15 protein-coding genes and 2 pseudogenes are annotated in these 14,111 nt (G+C 59.7%); 11 read left to right on the forward strand and 6 right to left on the reverse strand.

Annotated features, from left to right (window positions below; translation table 11 throughout):
* The first annotated feature begins 81 nt into the window (after positions 1 to 81).
* The 6 genes and pseudogenes from CUJ84_RS24520 (at position 82) to CUJ84_RS24545 (ending at position 5,511) form a co-directional block, all read left to right on the forward strand.
* On the forward strand, positions 82 to 1,869 hold the full coding sequence (locus tag CUJ84_RS24520; protein ID WP_105008332.1) for a methyl-accepting chemotaxis protein: 1,788 nt from the start codon (positions 82 to 84) through the stop codon (positions 1,867 to 1,869).
* An 87-nt stretch (positions 1,870 to 1,956) separates the two neighbouring features.
* Positions 1,957 to 2,126, forward strand: a pseudogene (locus CUJ84_RS24525) (TetR/AcrR family transcriptional regulator); the annotation flags it as partial.
* 270 nt (positions 2,127 to 2,396) lie between these two features.
* Complete coding sequence (locus tag CUJ84_RS24530) at positions 2,397 to 3,236, forward strand: transporter substrate-binding domain-containing protein (RefSeq protein WP_105008333.1); 840 nt, start codon at positions 2,397 to 2,399, stop codon at positions 3,234 to 3,236.
* A 163-nt stretch (positions 3,237 to 3,399) separates the two neighbouring features.
* A complete protein-coding gene (locus CUJ84_RS24535; protein ID WP_047622998.1) occupies positions 3,400 to 4,062 on the forward strand; it encodes an amino acid ABC transporter permease in 663 nt (220 codons plus the stop codon).
* A 6-nt stretch (positions 4,063 to 4,068) separates the two neighbouring features.
* Complete coding sequence (locus CUJ84_RS24540) at positions 4,069 to 4,728, forward strand: amino acid ABC transporter permease (protein ID WP_024319797.1); 660 nt, start codon at positions 4,069 to 4,071, stop codon at positions 4,726 to 4,728.
* 12 nt (positions 4,729 to 4,740) lie between these two features.
* Positions 4,741 to 5,511 carry an amino acid ABC transporter ATP-binding protein gene (locus tag CUJ84_RS24545; protein ID WP_105008334.1) on the forward strand — a complete coding sequence of 257 codons (771 nt, stop codon included), beginning with the start codon at positions 4,741 to 4,743 and terminating at the stop codon, positions 5,509 to 5,511.
* A gap of 40 nt (positions 5,512 to 5,551) precedes the next feature.
* Here the strand turns inward: CUJ84_RS24545 and CUJ84_RS24550 are convergent, their stop codons facing one another.
* A complete protein-coding gene (locus CUJ84_RS24550; RefSeq protein ID WP_105008335.1) occupies positions 5,552 to 5,980 on the reverse strand; it encodes a type II toxin-antitoxin system VapC family toxin in 429 nt (142 codons plus the stop codon).
* Positions 5,977 to 6,243 carry a type II toxin-antitoxin system Phd/YefM family antitoxin gene (locus CUJ84_RS24555; protein ID WP_105008336.1) on the reverse strand — a complete coding sequence of 89 codons (267 nt, stop codon included), beginning with the start codon at positions 6,241 to 6,243 and terminating at the stop codon, positions 5,977 to 5,979. The genes CUJ84_RS24550 and CUJ84_RS24555 overlap by 4 nt, the downstream gene beginning before the upstream one ends.
* A 259-nt stretch (positions 6,244 to 6,502) precedes the next feature.
* Between CUJ84_RS24555 and CUJ84_RS24560 the strand changes: the two genes are divergently transcribed.
* From CUJ84_RS24560 to CUJ84_RS24580, 5 genes are all read left to right on the forward strand, one after another.
* Positions 6,503 to 7,252, forward strand: coding sequence for a GntR family transcriptional regulator (locus CUJ84_RS24560; RefSeq protein WP_105008337.1), 750 nt, complete (start codon positions 6,503 to 6,505; stop codon positions 7,250 to 7,252).
* Positions 7,253 to 7,255: 3 nt separating this feature from the next.
* Entirely contained in the window at positions 7,256 to 8,041 is a 786-nt protein-coding gene (locus CUJ84_RS24565) for a transporter substrate-binding domain-containing protein (protein WP_105008338.1), read from the forward strand.
* An 80-nt stretch (positions 8,042 to 8,121) separates the two neighbouring features.
* On the forward strand, positions 8,122 to 8,790 hold the full coding sequence (locus CUJ84_RS24570; RefSeq protein WP_105008339.1) for an amino acid ABC transporter permease: 669 nt from the start codon (positions 8,122 to 8,124) through the stop codon (positions 8,788 to 8,790).
* Positions 8,790 to 9,449, forward strand: coding sequence for an amino acid ABC transporter permease (locus CUJ84_RS24575; RefSeq protein WP_105008340.1), 660 nt, complete (start codon positions 8,790 to 8,792; stop codon positions 9,447 to 9,449). The genes CUJ84_RS24570 and CUJ84_RS24575 overlap by 1 nt, the downstream gene beginning before the upstream one ends.
* Positions 9,427 to 10,152: an amino acid ABC transporter ATP-binding protein gene (locus CUJ84_RS24580; RefSeq protein ID WP_003562518.1), complete on the forward strand. Its 726-nt coding sequence runs from the start codon at positions 9,427 to 9,429 to the stop codon at positions 10,150 to 10,152. Before CUJ84_RS24575 ends, CUJ84_RS24580 begins: the two co-directional genes overlap by 23 nt.
* A 74-nt stretch (positions 10,153 to 10,226) precedes the next feature.
* Here CUJ84_RS24580 and CUJ84_RS24585 read toward each other — a convergent pair.
* The 4 genes and pseudogenes from CUJ84_RS24585 to CUJ84_RS24600 form a co-directional block, all read right to left on the reverse strand.
* Positions 10,227 to 10,530 (reverse strand): annotated as a pseudogene (locus CUJ84_RS24585) (helix-turn-helix domain-containing protein); the annotation flags it as partial.
* 251 nt (positions 10,531 to 10,781) lie between these two features.
* Positions 10,782 to 12,155, reverse strand: coding sequence for an ISNCY family transposase (locus CUJ84_RS24590; RefSeq protein WP_105008341.1), 1,374 nt, complete (start codon positions 12,153 to 12,155; stop codon positions 10,782 to 10,784).
* A gap of 341 nt (positions 12,156 to 12,496) precedes the next feature.
* On the reverse strand, positions 12,497 to 12,841 hold the full coding sequence (locus CUJ84_RS24595) for a YkgJ family cysteine cluster protein (protein ID WP_105008342.1): 345 nt from the start codon (positions 12,839 to 12,841) through the stop codon (positions 12,497 to 12,499).
* A gap of 162 nt (positions 12,842 to 13,003) precedes the next feature.
* Complete coding sequence (locus tag CUJ84_RS24600; protein ID WP_105008343.1) at positions 13,004 to 14,011, reverse strand: nitroreductase family protein; 1,008 nt, start codon at positions 14,009 to 14,011, stop codon at positions 13,004 to 13,006.
* Between the last annotated feature and the right edge of the window lie 100 nt (positions 14,012 to 14,111).

Genomic DNA, 14,111 nt, shown 5'->3' on the forward strand with positions numbered 1-14,111 from the left:
TAATTAAATATCCATTAATGATCATAAGCGAATATTCTGGGCATGGCTGGATACACAGCAGTGAAATCTAGGGGGTTGCCAGTGAATATTCTTGATCGTGGTGCAAATGCTGTCGCGGTTCTTGCCGCTTTGTCGAATTCGCAAGCCATGATCGAGTTTAACTTATCGGGGCAGATCCTCACTGCGAACGAAAACTTCTGCAGGGCGCTCGGCTACGAGTTGAGGGAGATTGTCGGGAAGCATCACAGCATGTTTGTCGAACCTTCCTATGCATCCTCGGCAGAATACAAGGCTTTCTGGACGAAGCTGTCAGCCGGGAAGTTCGATCAACAACAATACAAGCGGGTCGGAAAAGGCGGGCGCGAGGTCTGGATCGAGGCATCCTACAATCCCGTGTTCCGACGCGGGAAGCCGGTTAAGGTCATCAAGATTGCAACCGATATCACCGCGCAGAAGCTGAAATCTGCCGAGGATGCCGGCAAGATCGACGCATTGTCCCGGGCTCAGGCGATCATCGAATTCACGCCGGCCGGCGAAGTCTTGACTGCGAACGATAATTTCCTGGCTGCGCTTGGTTATTCGCTTGCCGAAATCCAGGGCAAACATCATTCGATGTTCTGTGAAACCGATTATTCGAGGTCGGAGGCTTACAAGGAATTCTGGCGGAAACTTGCGAGCGGCCAGCTGGTTGCCGACGAATTCACGCGTGTGGGCAAGGGCGGACGGAAGGTTTACATCCAGGCTTCCTACAATCCGATCTTTGACCTGAACGGCAAAGTGTTCAAAGTCGTGAAGTTCGCAACCGATGTGACGGCGCGTGTCGAGAATGTTGAACAACTCGCCCTTTGCCTGACGAATTTTGCAGACGGCGACCTGTCGCAGACGATCCAGAAACCTTTCATCCCTTCATTGGAAAGGCTGCGTGCCGACTTCAACAGCGCCTCGGAGAAGTTGAAGGGCGCGATGGCAACGGTTGCCGAAAATGCCAAGGCGATATCGGCCGGTTCCAACGAAATCCGCACCGCGGCCGACGACTTGGCAAAGCGTACCGAGCAACAGGCGGCATCCGTCGAAGAGACTGCGGCCGCCCTTGAGGAAATCACGACGACGGTCAAGGATTCGAGCCGCCGCGCCGAGGAGGCCGGTCAACTCGTGGCGCGCACCAGAGATCATGCGGAGCATTCCGGCCAGGTGGTTCGTGACGCGATCGGAGCGATGGACCAGATCGAAACCTCGTCGCGCGAAATTTCCAACATCATCGGTGTCATCGATGAAATTGCCTTCCAGACGAACCTTTTGGCGCTCAATGCCGGCGTAGAGGCGGCACGAGCAGGGGAGGCCGGTAAAGGTTTTGCGGTCGTTGCCCAGGAGGTTCGTGAACTGGCGCAGCGGTCGGCAAAAGCTGCGAAGGAGATAAAGAGCCTGATTACCGCGTCCGGTTCTCATGTCGCAAACGGCGTCGCCCTGGTCACGAATGCCGGATCCGCACTTCAGGAAATCGCCAGTCAGGTTCACGAAATCAATACCAACGTCACTGCGATCGTCGAGGCGGCGCGCGAGCAATCGACTGCACTCGGCGAGATCAACCAGGCCATCAACACCGTCGATCAGGGTACGCAGCAGAATGCCGCGATGGTCGAGGAGCAGACCGCGGCCAGCCATGGGCTCGCACGAGAGGCCGCCGCGCTTTTCAAGCTTCTTGAACAGTTCCGTTTCGACGATGCACCGAGATCGAGGTCTTCGTTCGCGCAGGCGGATCGCCTGGCCGCCGCGCCGACGGCTTTGAAAGTCGTTCGTACCTCACCTGCCGCGTCCGTCCAGCGTGGGTCGGCAGCCCTCGCGCTGAAGTCTGATTGGGAAGAGTTCTGATCCACCCGAATTGAGCCCATGTTTGAGCGGTGTCGGTGACGGCAGAACGTCAGCGTGGTCGAAAGACCGAAGCGGCACATGATCACAAAGAGGGTCGAGGCCTGGTTACGGGTCACGTTCGAGACGCTCGCCCGGCAGATCGTCCTGCTGCTCGATGGCTCGTTGCCGTCGTTCTGTTGCATCGCGACCCGACCTATATGGAAGCCGCAGGCGAGGCGGCTGGTTCACTGATCCGCGCTGCGACCGCAAACGCGTAAGGCGGCCGGATCCTGAGGCGCTGGCGCTGAGGGCCGCATCTTCCGCCCCCCGGCTGCCGGGTCACTGAGCGGGAGGGGCATGATAATGAACCTCGGAAACAAGAGAACAATGCTGCACTGCCGAAAAAATCGCCACGCGCGCCACTGCGCGTTTTTTCAGCATGACCCATTGACAATTCACCCTTGATGGCACTTGATAACATTGTTCCAGTAAAGCAGACATGCGTCCATTATACTGGAATGATAGGAACCATCCATAAGGGGAACGCCATGACCACTTCCTTCCGCACCGCCGTGATGTCGCTGGCCGCCGCCGCCCTGCTGTCCACGCCTGTGCTGGCCGACGGCAGCAAGCTCGATGAAGTGCTGGCCCGCGGCCACCTCGTCCTCGGCACCGGCAGCACCAATGCGCCCTGGCACTTCAAGAGCGCGGACGACAAGCTTCAGGGCTTCGACGTCGACATGGGCCATATCATCGCCAAGGCCCTCTTCGGCGATCCTGAGAAGATCGAGTATGTGAACCAGTCCTCCGACGCCCGCATCCCGAACATCACCACCGACAAAGTCGACATCACCTGCCAGTTCATGACCGTTACCGGCGAGCGCGCTCAACAGGTTGCCTTCACCATTCCCTATTATCGCGAGGGTGTGGGCCTGATGCTCAAGGGGGACGGAAAATATGCCGACTACGCCGCCCTCAAGGCGGCCGGTTCTTCCGTCACCATCTCGGTTCTCCAGAACGTCTATGCCGAGGCGATGGTGCATGCGGCATTGCCGGAGGCGACCGTCGATCAGTACGATTCCGTCGACCTGATCTATCAGGCGCTGGAATCGGGACGCGCCGATGCAGTCGCCACGGACCAGTCGTCGCTCGCCTGGTACATGACGCAGAATCCGGGTCGCTATAAGGATGCCGGCTACGGCTGGAACCCGCAGACCTATGCCTGCGCCGTCAAGCGCGGCGATCAGGATTGGCTGAACTTCGTCAACACCGCCCTGCACGAAGCCATGACCGGCGTTGAATTCGACTTTTACGCCAAGTCCTTCAAGACCTGGTTCGGCAAAGATCTGACACCGCCGCAGATCGGCTTTCCTGTCGAGTTCAAGTAACAGCCATGAGGAGCGGGACTTTTGTCCCGCTCCTCTAGCAGGACGATTTCAGGCCGGGTCGGCCTAAAATCTGAATCCTGTTTTCAATTGAAGAGTGAGAGCATGATGCCGAAAACCGCTCACACTTTTTGGCATCATGCTCTGGTCTGAAAGGGTGGCCCGTATGGGTTACACGTTGAATTTCGCTGCCGTCTGGCGCAATTTCGATTTTCTTTTGAGCGGGCTTGCGCTCAGCCTCGGTCTTGCGGTGATCTCGATCCTGATCGGGGCCGCGATCGGCCTCGTCGTGGCCTTCGCGCTGACGTCCAAAAGCCGCTTTGCGATCGTGCCGGCGCGGGTCTATGTCACGGTCATTCGCAACCTGCCGATTCTCGTCCTGGTGCTTTTCGCCTTTTTCGCGCTGCCGCAGATGGGCTTGCGCCTCGACAAGATTAAAAGCTTCGTCCTGGTTCTATCCCTCTATTCCGGCGCCTATCTGGCCGAGGTGTTCCGTGCCGGACTGCTGTCGATTCCGAGAGGATTGACGGAAGCGGGTCTTGCTATCGGCCTGACGGGGATGCAGATCCGCAGCTCCATCATCGCTCCGCTGATGCTGCGCAACGTGCTGCCATCGTTGTCCTCGACGATTATCTCGCTCTTCAAGGACACCTCGCTCGCCGCCGCCATCGCCGTGCCGGAACTGACGTTTGCTGCCCGCAAGATCAATGTCGAGAGTTTCCGCGTCATAGAAACCTGGATGGTCACATCGGCCCTCTATGTCGCGACCTGTTTCCTCATCGCCGCCGTGATGCGCTTCGTCGAGCGCCGTCTGGCCCTGCCGAGATAAACCCGGATGTCCCACACTTTTCTCGAACAACTCTGGATCGCCCGCTACGTCATCATGAACGGCATTGGCGTGACCGTGTCGATCTCTCTGCTGGCCATCCTCGCGGGTTCCGTACTCGGCGTATTCGTCGGTTTGGCGCTCGTCTATGGCGGCGTTGTTTTGCGTCTGGCCGTGCGCGCCTATACGGATATCATCCGCGGCACGCCGGTGCTCGTGCTCGTGCTGGCGAGCTACTATGTCTCTGCCGCCGTCGGCCTCGATCTCGGGCCGTTCTCGGCCGGCGTGCTTGCCCTTGCCATCTTCTGCTCCTCCCATGTCGGCGAAATCGTGCGCGGAGCGCTTCAGGCGATCCCGAAGGGGCAGACCGAAGCCGCCAAGGCGATCGGCCTGACCTTTACCCAGACTTTCACCTCGGTGCTGTGGCCGCAGGCCATGCGCCAGTGCCTGCCGGCCTGGGTGAATACGGCGGCCGAGATGGTGAAAGCCTCGACGCTGCTCTCCGTCATCGGCGTCGCCGAACTTCTGCTGCGCACGCAGGAGATCATCTCCCGCAATTTCATGAGCCTCCAGTTCTATTTCCTGGCTGGCGGTCTCTATTTCATCATCAACTATGGCATCGAGCACTTCGGCAAATATGTCGAGCGCAAGACCGCCCTGCCGTCCTGAGGAGTTCCCCCGATGGCCAAGACCATTCTCGACATCAAGGGTCTGCGCAAGACTTACGGCATCCACGAAGTCCTCAAGGGCGTCGATTGCGCCGTGCAGGAAGGCGAAGTCATTTCCATCATCGGCTCGTCCGGCTCCGGAAAGACTACCTTGCTGCGTTGTATCAACATGCTCGAGGAATTCCAGGGCGGCACGATCAGCCTCGACGGCGAGGAGATCGGTTACCGCGCCGAAGGCGCAACGCGGCGTCGCAAGGGCGAGAAAGAGATTGCCCGCCAGCGCGCGCTGACCGGCATGGCGTTTCAGCAGTTCAATCTTTTCCCGCATATGAGCGCCGCTGAAAACGTCATGCTCGGCCTCGTCAAGGTGAAGAAAATGACCAAGCCGGATGCGCGCGCCATCGCGGAAAAATGGCTCGATCGTGTCGGCCTTTCCGCCCGCTCGAACCATTATCCCGGACAGCTTTCCGGCGGCCAGCAGCAGCGCGTCGCGATCGCCCGCGCCATCGCCATGTCGCCGAGGCTGATGCTGTTCGATGAAGTGACCTCCGCGCTCGACCCCGAGCTGGTGGGCGAAGTGCTCCAGGTCATCAAGGGGCTTGCCGCCGACGGCATGACCATGCTGCTCGTCACGCACGAGATGCGCTTTGCCTATGACGTTTCGTCACGCGTCATCTTCATGAACCAGGGGGTCATCTGCGAGGAGGGCGATCCGAAGGACATGTTCGTGCATCCGAAGACCGAACGACTGGCGGAATTCCTCAAAACCTCGAGTTTCAACTAGACGAAATGAAAGATCCCGTGACCGTCCGCTCTGCGGATCGTCACGGGCGCTCGGCCCACGGGTCGACAAGCTCGATCCCCAAGCCCTCGAAATCCTTTATATTGCGGGTGGCGAGGGTGAGATCGTGGGCAATCGCGGTGGCGGCAATCAAGCTGTCCATTGACGATAAGCCGTGTCCGCTTCGCTTTGCGAGCCCCATCAGGTCGCCCCAGGCTATCGCAACCGGCTGGTCCACAGGGATGACGCGCTGCTCGAAGCGCTGCGGCAGATCCTGGGCAAGCCATTCGGCCAGCGCGTCGCGCTTCCGACCGCTTTCCATCAGTGCAACACCACGCCGGATCTCCGCGATCGATACGACGCTGATGAATGAGCGATCCTCGTCGAGCCCATCCAGCCATTCTAGGACACGTGCATCGGGACGCGGTCTTGTCACCTCGGAAAGCACATTGGTGTCCAGCAGAAGTCTCACAGCTGGAGATCACGCGGTTCGTCGCGTCGACGTTCGAGATCCATATCGGCGCCACGCAGGGGCGATTGCATCAGAAACTCTGCAAGGGTGCCCTTGCGCGCCGTCTTCCGCTGCCATTCCTCGGCCGAAACGACGACGACGCTTGGTTTACCATTGCGCATGATCGTTTGCGGTGTTGCTTGCGCGCGTTCGATAACCTCAGACAGCTTGGCCTTCGCACTGGCGACGGTCCAACTTTTATCCTCTGGTCGTGATGGCTGCATTCGCTATATCCTGACTATAGTGACTATCATGACTATATGAGCCGAAGCGGTCTAGCCGCAAGCAACTTTTCGAGAGGGAAGGGGCTTTGCCGGCTTTGGGCGGCCGACGCTGAGGAGTTTGCAAGGAATTGCGGGGGGACTCGCACAATTTACGCTCAGTTTGCATTCCGAGCGTGCAAATTCCAGGGGGAGGGATCCGAGACATCTTGGAAATCCTGAACGCAGAATTTTTGGCACGAGCTTTGCTTTCCTGTCTTGTATGCAAGATAGCCAGACATCTGAGACCACGCAGAAGACCATCGAGGAGACGATCGTCTCCGGGATTCTTTCAGCCAAAATTCGGCCTGGGACGCGTCTCAGCGAAAACCAGTTGGCAACGCTCTTCAGCGTCTCTCGAACCCGCGTTCGTGAAGCCATGATGCGCCTGGAAACACGCGGCATCGTGCATGTAAGTCCACGACGAGGCTGGTTTGTCGTCGAGCCGTCTGCTGAAGAGGCGATCGCGGTCTATGAGGCACGGCGCGTCATCGAGGCCGGATTGCTGCGCGGCATGCGCGCCCTGACAGACGAGGGACGCAAAGCTCTCGACGCGCATTTGAACGAGGAAAAAAGCGTAATGGCTGCGGGCGATCGCCAGCGCCTGACTTATTTGATGGGTGATTTCCACATCCGCATCGCAGAATTGAGCGGGAACGCCATCATCGTCGATATCCTCCGCGATCTCACCGCGCGGACGATCCTCATCTCGATGCTCTATCAGTCTGAATTTCACGCAGCACAATCCCATGACGGACACTGCCGCATCTTCGAGGCCATGCAAGCGGGCGATTTCGTCAGAGCTGCGGAACTCTCCGTCGAACATCTGGACGAAGTGGAAATGGGCCTCGACCTGACCACGCGCCCGGACCCGCTCTCGGAATTGCGCAGTTCGCTGTCACTCCCTCCCAAGGCCGTGCCCTCCGGCCCAACTGTCAGACCCAAGAAACCACAACTTCAAAGGAGCAACTAAAACATGCTGACAAGACGAGTATTTTTCGCAATCGCGACCCTGGCCGCAACCTTCGGCTTCGGCTCCGCGTCTCACGCCGATGCTCTCGCCGACATCACGGCGCGCGGTACGCTGCGTGTCGCCGTCCCGCAGGATTTCCCGCCCTTTGGTAGCGTCGGCACCGATATGGCGCCGATGGGCTACGATATCGATGTGGCCAATCTCATTGCCGAAAAGCTGGGTGTCAAAACCGAACTCGTGCCGGTCACCAGCGCCAATCGCGTCCCCTATCTGCAGACGAATAAGGTCGATCTGGTTATATCAAGCCTCGGCAAGAATCCGGAGCGCGAAAAGGTGATCGATTTCTCGTTAGCCTACGCTCCCTTCTTCAATGGCGTGTTCGCGCCGGCTGACCTTTCGATCGCCAAGGTGGAAGATCTCGCGGGCAAGAGCATCGGCGTCACGCGCGGCGCTGTCGAAGATCTCGAGCTGACGAAGATCGCGCCGGCCGACGCGACGATCAAGCGTTACGAGGACAATAACGGCACCATCTCGGCCTTCCTGTCTGGCCAGGTCGATACCATTGCGACCGGTAACGTCGTGGCTGCTGCGATCCTCGCCAAAAATCCCCCCAAGCGCCCTGAGATGAAGTTCCTCATCAAGAACTCACCCTGCTACATCGGTCTCAACAAGGAACAGGCAGCTCTTCTGGAGAAGGTGAACGGCATTATCGCTGCTGCCAAAACCGATGGCGCGCTGAACGCCATATCGCAGAAGTGGCTCGGCACCGATCTCCCGTCGGATCTGTAAGGAAGCCGGTCTCACGGATGTCATCCCGCGCCGCGCGCGGGATGACATGACGCTCCGTCACCGCAAGAGGGGACAATTCCTTGAGTTATCATTTCGAATTCGGCTGGCTGCTTGAATATTATCCTGAGATCATCAAGGGCATACTGATCACCCTGGAGCTTATCGCGATCGGTGGAGTGCTCGGCACTTCGCTCGGCATCTTCTGTGCCTGGGTGCGCGCACTCGGCCCGGCCTGGCTGAAGCCTGTCGTTGCGACCTATGTCGAACTGATCCGCAACACGCCGTTTCTGATCCAGCTCTTTTTCATCTTTTTCGGTCTGCCGTCGCTCGGCCTCAAGCTTTCCGAACTGACGGCCGCCAACCTCGCGATGGTCGTCAACCTCGGCGCCTATAGCTGCGAGATTATCCGCGCGGGCATCCAGGCAACCCCAAAGGGCCAGTTCGAGGCAGGCGAGAGTCTTGCCATGACGCGCTTCGAAACCTTCCGGCATGTCGTTCTCGTGCCGTCCCTGCAGCGCATCTGGCCGGCGTTGTCGTCGCAAGTCGTCATCGTCATGCTCGGCTCATCGGTCGTGTCGCAGATCGCCGCCGAGGATCTGACCTTTGCCGCGAACTTCATACAATCGCGAACCTTCCGCGCCTTCGAGGCCTACATCGTCTCGACAGCGATCTATCTTGTGCTGGCGATCCTGCTCCGGCAGGTGCTGGCGGTGGTCGGCGGGTTCATTTTCCCGAGGAGGGCGGCGTGATGATCGAGTTCACACTCTGGGACATCCTGCGCAACCTGCTGCTCGCCACCCGCTGGACCATCCTGCTTTCGCTCGTCTCGTTCATCGGCGGCGGCGCGGTCGGACTGGGGCTGCTCTTCCTGCGCATCAGCAAGCGCAAGGCATTCACGACACTCGCGAAATATTATATCGAGCTCTTCCAGGGCACGCCGCTGCTGATGCAGCTCTTCATCGCTTTTTTCGGTCTCGGCCTCTTCGGGATAGATGTGCCGGCCTGGCTTGCCGCGGGATTGGCGCTCACCCTGTGGAGCGCCGCCTTCCTTGCCGAAATCTGGCGAGGCTGTGTCGAAGCGGTCGCGAGGGGGCAATGGGAAGCCGCCGCCAGCCTCGGCATGGGCCGGTTGCAACAGATGCGCTACGTCATCTTGCCCCAGGCGCTGAGGGTCGCCATACCGCCCACGGTCGGTTTCTCTGTTCAAATCGTCAAGGGAACGGCGCTAACCTCGATCATCGGTTTCGTCGAATTGTCGAAAGCCGGCACGGTGGTCACCAATGCCACCTTCCAGCCCTTCACCGTCTACGGGCTTGTCGCCCTCATCTACTTCGCCCTTTGCTGGCCCTTGTCGAAAAGCAGCCAGATCCTGGAAAGGAAGCTCAATGTCGCTCATCGAAATCACTGAAGTCCGCAAGAGCTTCGGCACCACCGAGGTGCTGAAAGGCATCAATCTCGATGTCGAGGCGGGCGAAGTCATCGCCATTATCGGCAAGAGCGGCTCGGGCAAATCGACCCTGCTTCGCTGCATCAACGGCCTGGAGACCATCACTGACGGCTCCATCTCCGTGGCCGGCGCGCAACTCCTCGATGACGAAGTACATCTGAAGGCACTGCGCCTCAAGGTCGGCATGATCTTTCAGCAGTTCAACCTTTTCCCGCACCTGACCGTCGGCGGCAACGTGATGCTGTCGCAGACCGTGGTCAAGAAGACCCCGAAAGCCGAAGCCGAGGCTACCGCCCGCAAGATGCTGGAGCGGGTAGGGCTGGGCCACAGGTTCGACGCCTATCCCGACGAGCTCTCGGGCGGCCAGCAGCAGCGCGTCGCCATCGCCCGCGCGCTCGCCATGCAGCCGACCGCACTTCTCTGCGACGAGATTACCTCCGCGCTCGATCCGGAACTGGTCGCCGAAGTTCTGGCCGTCGTGCGCGAGCTTGCCGCCGAGGGAATGACGCTCCTGATGGTAACCCACGAGATGAAGTTCGCCCGCGACGTCTGCAGTCGCGTCGTCTTCATGCATCAGGGCCGTGTCCACGAAGTAGGCCAGCCGGAGGACGTCTTCGCCAATCCGCAGACGGCAGAGCTGAAGCAATTTCTCGGCGTCAGCTAGAGTATCCGTGTGCTTTCCATGTGAGCGACAAATCGCTGTTATCTATCGCAAGTCGCGCTTCAAACTTGAACCCACCAGATCGTTTCGTGGCTGACCGAGATCGGATGAAGCTCCAGCCGCATGCGACCAGCGATCTGCTCGGGTGACCAACGCGCCTTCAGCCGGTCGATGACGAGGTCGCGCAGATGCGGATGGCGTCTGAGTTTGCGCAACCGTCGTCGGCGCTCCTTGCTCATGTCGTTGGCGATACCGCTGTAATAGCCGCTAGCGATGACGGCCGAGCTGGTGGGCAATCTCCGAGACGGGAACCTTGCGTTCTCTGAGGTGAAATAGGCGTCTGCGGTCAGGCAAGGTGAGCTGCGAATAGCAAAGGGACATGCATATATCTCCAAGGCGAAGCCATTGTTTTTATAAGCATGTCGCACTTGGAAATAGAATGTACCCGGCTACATGCATTGTGGCGGGGAAGTTGGAATGTCCGGATCGGTGCAAAGTAGAAGTGTCACTTTCGGCTGCTGCACGGCACGACGACCAGCCCCGATCTGAGCGGCTGGTCCGGGCTGCAAGGGAGGAGCGGGGGCAGGTGAGGGGCACCTTTCGGCTTTAGCTTTGACAGTTGCAGCAGCCAATCATTCCGCCGCATCGAGGCCAGAGAGCGCCTTCTGCCGTCGGGCAATGACGGCGGGATCGTTCATGAAATCTCTGCCTCGTCCCGGCTTGCGGCCCCGCGGCGTGTAGCCGTTCTTCTCGCTGTTGGTCTTCACCTTCGGCGTCGGCAATTGCTCCTGGCGCTCCTTGATGTAGGCCAGCACATCGGAAAGCCGCTTGTTCTCGGTGATCGCCGCATGCGTCACCCGCTGGTCCTTATCGAACGTCCTGTAGGGCAGGGAATGCCCCTTCCACCGCACATCCAATCGACCGTCCGCATAGGCGTAGGTCTCGACATAGCGACCCGCCAAACCGCGCGTCACCTCGCTCTCCTCCAGCATGATCCGCTGGCGCTCAAACGAAAACGTCAACTGCGATCCGACATAGCGCTGCTCGCGCTTGCACAGAATCTCGCTGAGCCGATCCGGCGCCAGATTCATCGGCCGGTGCAGGTCATCGGACCGGGCAGGGACAATCGCAAACCGGGCATTGTAGTCCTCCATGAAGCCCGGCAAAAACGCATTGCCCGCCTCCATATCGCCGATATCCGCCAGCCGTAATTCCTTGACCAGTCGATCCTGCAGCGTCCGGTTCATCCGCTCGACGCGACCTTTGGCCTGACTGGAATTTGCGCAAAGAATCTCGATGTTTAGCTCGCAAAGCGCACGCCCGAACTGGGTCATGCCCTGGCCACCCTTGGCGTCCTTCTTCGCCACCCGGAATACCGAATGCTTGTCGGAGTAGAAGGCCACAGGCGCGCCGTGACGCTTGAGGTAAAGCGCCAGTGCCTCGAAATAGCTGAAGGCACTTTCCGAGCGTACAAAGCGCAACTGCATCAACCTGCCGGTCGCATCGTCGACGAACACCAGCAGCGAACACGGATCACCGCGGTCCTCAAACCAGCGGTGCTCGGATCCGTCGATCTGCACCAGCTCGCCATAGGCTTCACGCCGCAAGCGCGGCTGATGGAACGTCCGGCGCTGCTTGCGCGAGAGCCACAGGCCCGCATCCACCATCCAGCTGCGCAACGTCTCGCGCGACACACGCAATCCATCGCGCTCGGCAAGCTTCTCGGCCGCCAATGTCGGCCCGAAGTCCGCATAGCGTTCGCGAACCAGCGTCACCGCGTAATCTCGAACACCATCGCTGATCCGGTTGTTCGACGGCCGGCCGATCGCCTTGTGCCGGATCGACGCCGCACCACCCGTGCTGATCCGCTCCAGCAGCCGGCGCACCTGGCGCGTACTCAGATCAAGCACATGCGCCGCCGACACCATCGTCATCCGGTCGGCGATCACCTTCGACAAAATCTCGATCCGCTGCAGATCGCGCTCGCTCATCGCTATCAATCCCATCCGCAATCTCCACCGTCATCAAACCCGGGGAGTGTGACATTCCAACTTTGCAGAAACAGGACACTTCAACTTTGCGGCTACATGCATGTATCGCATAAGGTAGTTTATGGAACTAGAGTAGAGGGCTCTTTTTAGCTCGCTCATCCTGTCTCCGACCCGCCGTGTCCAACCCGCAGAGTCGAGGTGGAAGCAAAACCCTCGAAAATCGACAGACAGTAGCGCCTGCGCCGAAGGTCGGGCTGTTATCGCGGGTGTTGAACCGCCACAGCCGGTTTAAAAGTGCCGCGCCTAGCGCGCAATCGCGGTCACAGCCAACATTGGTGGGGACCGCGCCACTCTTCTCAGTTGATTGGCAAATGCGCATCGATGTGACCGGACGGCAAACTTGGCTGACCGATCCCGAAGAACTCGCGCGCGGTCAAGCAAGCGCCATCCCCTGGGACGCAGGCGCGGCAGACGTCAGGCCGAAGATCGTACACTTGACAGGATGTCTCTGAACCGACGCGACCGACCAGTGCGGAGCAACGCGCACCGTCGCAACGCATTCCCTGCTCGTTCGCGGCTACGAAGTGCGCCGGCAGCAAATCGAGAGCAGCTTCTGTCTCGGTGGAAAATCTGGGCCAGGTCGACGAATAGGAGCAGCAGGCTCCGCAGCTTCGGCAATCAAAATCGATCAGTGATGTCATGAGCCGCTCCTACCACACAGCCTGCCAATGATAAAGCTGCCGGCTAACTTCTTCTCTTGGAGCGAGCGCATCCATCTTCATCAGGCTCCTCGTCCTGACGTTGGGCCTCAAGGCGATCTTGCCGATGCTATCGAGCGCCGCCGATCGCTCGACGATTGAGGCTTACCGGAGCGGCGGTTCGTGCGTCAGGACCATGTCGATCGGCTTTCGGGCCGATACCGGCACGCGAAAATCCTCGCGCATCTCACCGAAACCGATCAGCGTGATGATGATTTCGTTGTCGGGGATGCCGACGCAGGTCCGCATCTTGATATCCTGCTCGCGCGCAGCACTCCAGTTCAGCATACAGGCGCCCAGCCCCTCCGCGTGGAGGCCGAGCGCCAGCGTCATGGCGAACATGCCGCCGTCCACCCATCCCTGGTTTCGTTCGCCGACCGTATTCCAATGCGACAGGTCCACCGTCACGACGAATACGCCGCCGAGTTGCTCGCCGAAGCCGCGATTGCCATCATGATGGGCGAGAACGCGGGCGATCGACGGCTTCTCGGTGAAGGCGTAGACGCGGCATGTCTGTCGGTTGCAGCTCGAAGGCGATTGCTGGGCCGCACGGATGGCTCTTTCGATCTTCTCGAACGCGACTGGCCTGTTGCCGTCATACTGGCGCACGCTGTGGCGTGTCTCCATGAAGGAGACAAAATCCATCCGCGCGTGCCTGACGATCTCGGCTGCACTGACCGCCTCGCTGCCGCCGGGCCGAATATTGTGCCCGGCGCCGGCGACGACGAGCAGATCGTCCAGCAGTGCCTGTGCCTCGCTGACATCGCCCTGCTCCGCATTGAAGGCGACATAGGCCGAGAGCACGGAAAGACCGATATCGGCCGAGGCGTCGCGGCCGTGCTGCTCGATATAGCGGCGCGTCTCTGCTGCCAGCAACCGCACCTTGTCCATGCCGAAGCCATTGCGCGGATTGGAAAGCGACATGCCGTATTCCAGCATATGCGCCAGGAGATGGATATGTGCCCGCCGGTTTTCGCGCGACTGCGCGCCATCGATGAAGGAGGCGCGGCGGAAACGGCGATAGTCGTAAGCGAAATTCGCAAACAGGCGCCACGCCGTTCTGGCGCGATTCTGGAAGGATGATGCGGAAGGCGCGGCTTTGGCCGAAGGCATGGCACGATTCCCCGAGGATGAGCAGGCGGTCTTGAACCTGCTGTCGTCGATGCAGGGTTATTCGTCTGCTCGGCCTCGTCAAACCCCCTGCCTGCAGCGG

The organism is Rhizobium leguminosarum (genome assembly GCF_002953715.1).
GTDB classification, from domain to species: domain Bacteria; phylum Pseudomonadota; class Alphaproteobacteria; order Rhizobiales; family Rhizobiaceae; genus Rhizobium; species Rhizobium leguminosarum_V.

Bases quoted from the DNA above. Each gene is read 5' to 3' on its own strand.
- CUJ84_RS24530 (WP_105008333.1), top strand. From the start codon at position 2,397: ATGACCACTTCCTTCCGCACCGCCGTGATGTCGCTGGCCGCCGCCGCC.
- CUJ84_RS24535 (WP_047622998.1), top strand. From the start codon at position 3,400: ATGGGTTACACGTTGAATTTCGCTGCCGTCTGGCGCAATTTCGATTTT.
- CUJ84_RS24540 (WP_024319797.1), top strand. From the start codon at position 4,069: ATGTCCCACACTTTTCTCGAACAACTCTGGATCGCCCGCTACGTCATC.
- CUJ84_RS24545 (WP_105008334.1), top strand. From the start codon at position 4,741: ATGGCCAAGACCATTCTCGACATCAAGGGTCTGCGCAAGACTTACGGC.
- CUJ84_RS24555 (WP_105008336.1), bottom strand. From the start codon at position 6,243: ATGCAGCCATCACGACCAGAGGATAAAAGTTGGACCGTCGCCAGTGCG.
- CUJ84_RS24560 (WP_105008337.1), top strand. From the start codon at position 6,503: ATGCAAGATAGCCAGACATCTGAGACCACGCAGAAGACCATCGAGGAG.
- CUJ84_RS24565 (WP_105008338.1), top strand. From the start codon at position 7,256: ATGCTGACAAGACGAGTATTTTTCGCAATCGCGACCCTGGCCGCAACC.
- CUJ84_RS24575 (WP_105008340.1), top strand. From the start codon at position 8,790: ATGATCGAGTTCACACTCTGGGACATCCTGCGCAACCTGCTGCTCGCC.
- CUJ84_RS24580 (WP_003562518.1), top strand. From the start codon at position 9,427: ATGTCGCTCATCGAAATCACTGAAGTCCGCAAGAGCTTCGGCACCACC.
- CUJ84_RS24590 (WP_105008341.1), bottom strand. From the start codon at position 12,155: ATGGGATTGATAGCGATGAGCGAGCGCGATCTGCAGCGGATCGAGATT.
- CUJ84_RS24595 (WP_105008342.1), bottom strand. From the start codon at position 12,841: ATGACATCACTGATCGATTTTGATTGCCGAAGCTGCGGAGCCTGCTGC.
- CUJ84_RS24600 (WP_105008343.1), bottom strand. From the start codon at position 14,011: ATGCCTTCGGCCAAAGCCGCGCCTTCCGCATCATCCTTCCAGAATCGC.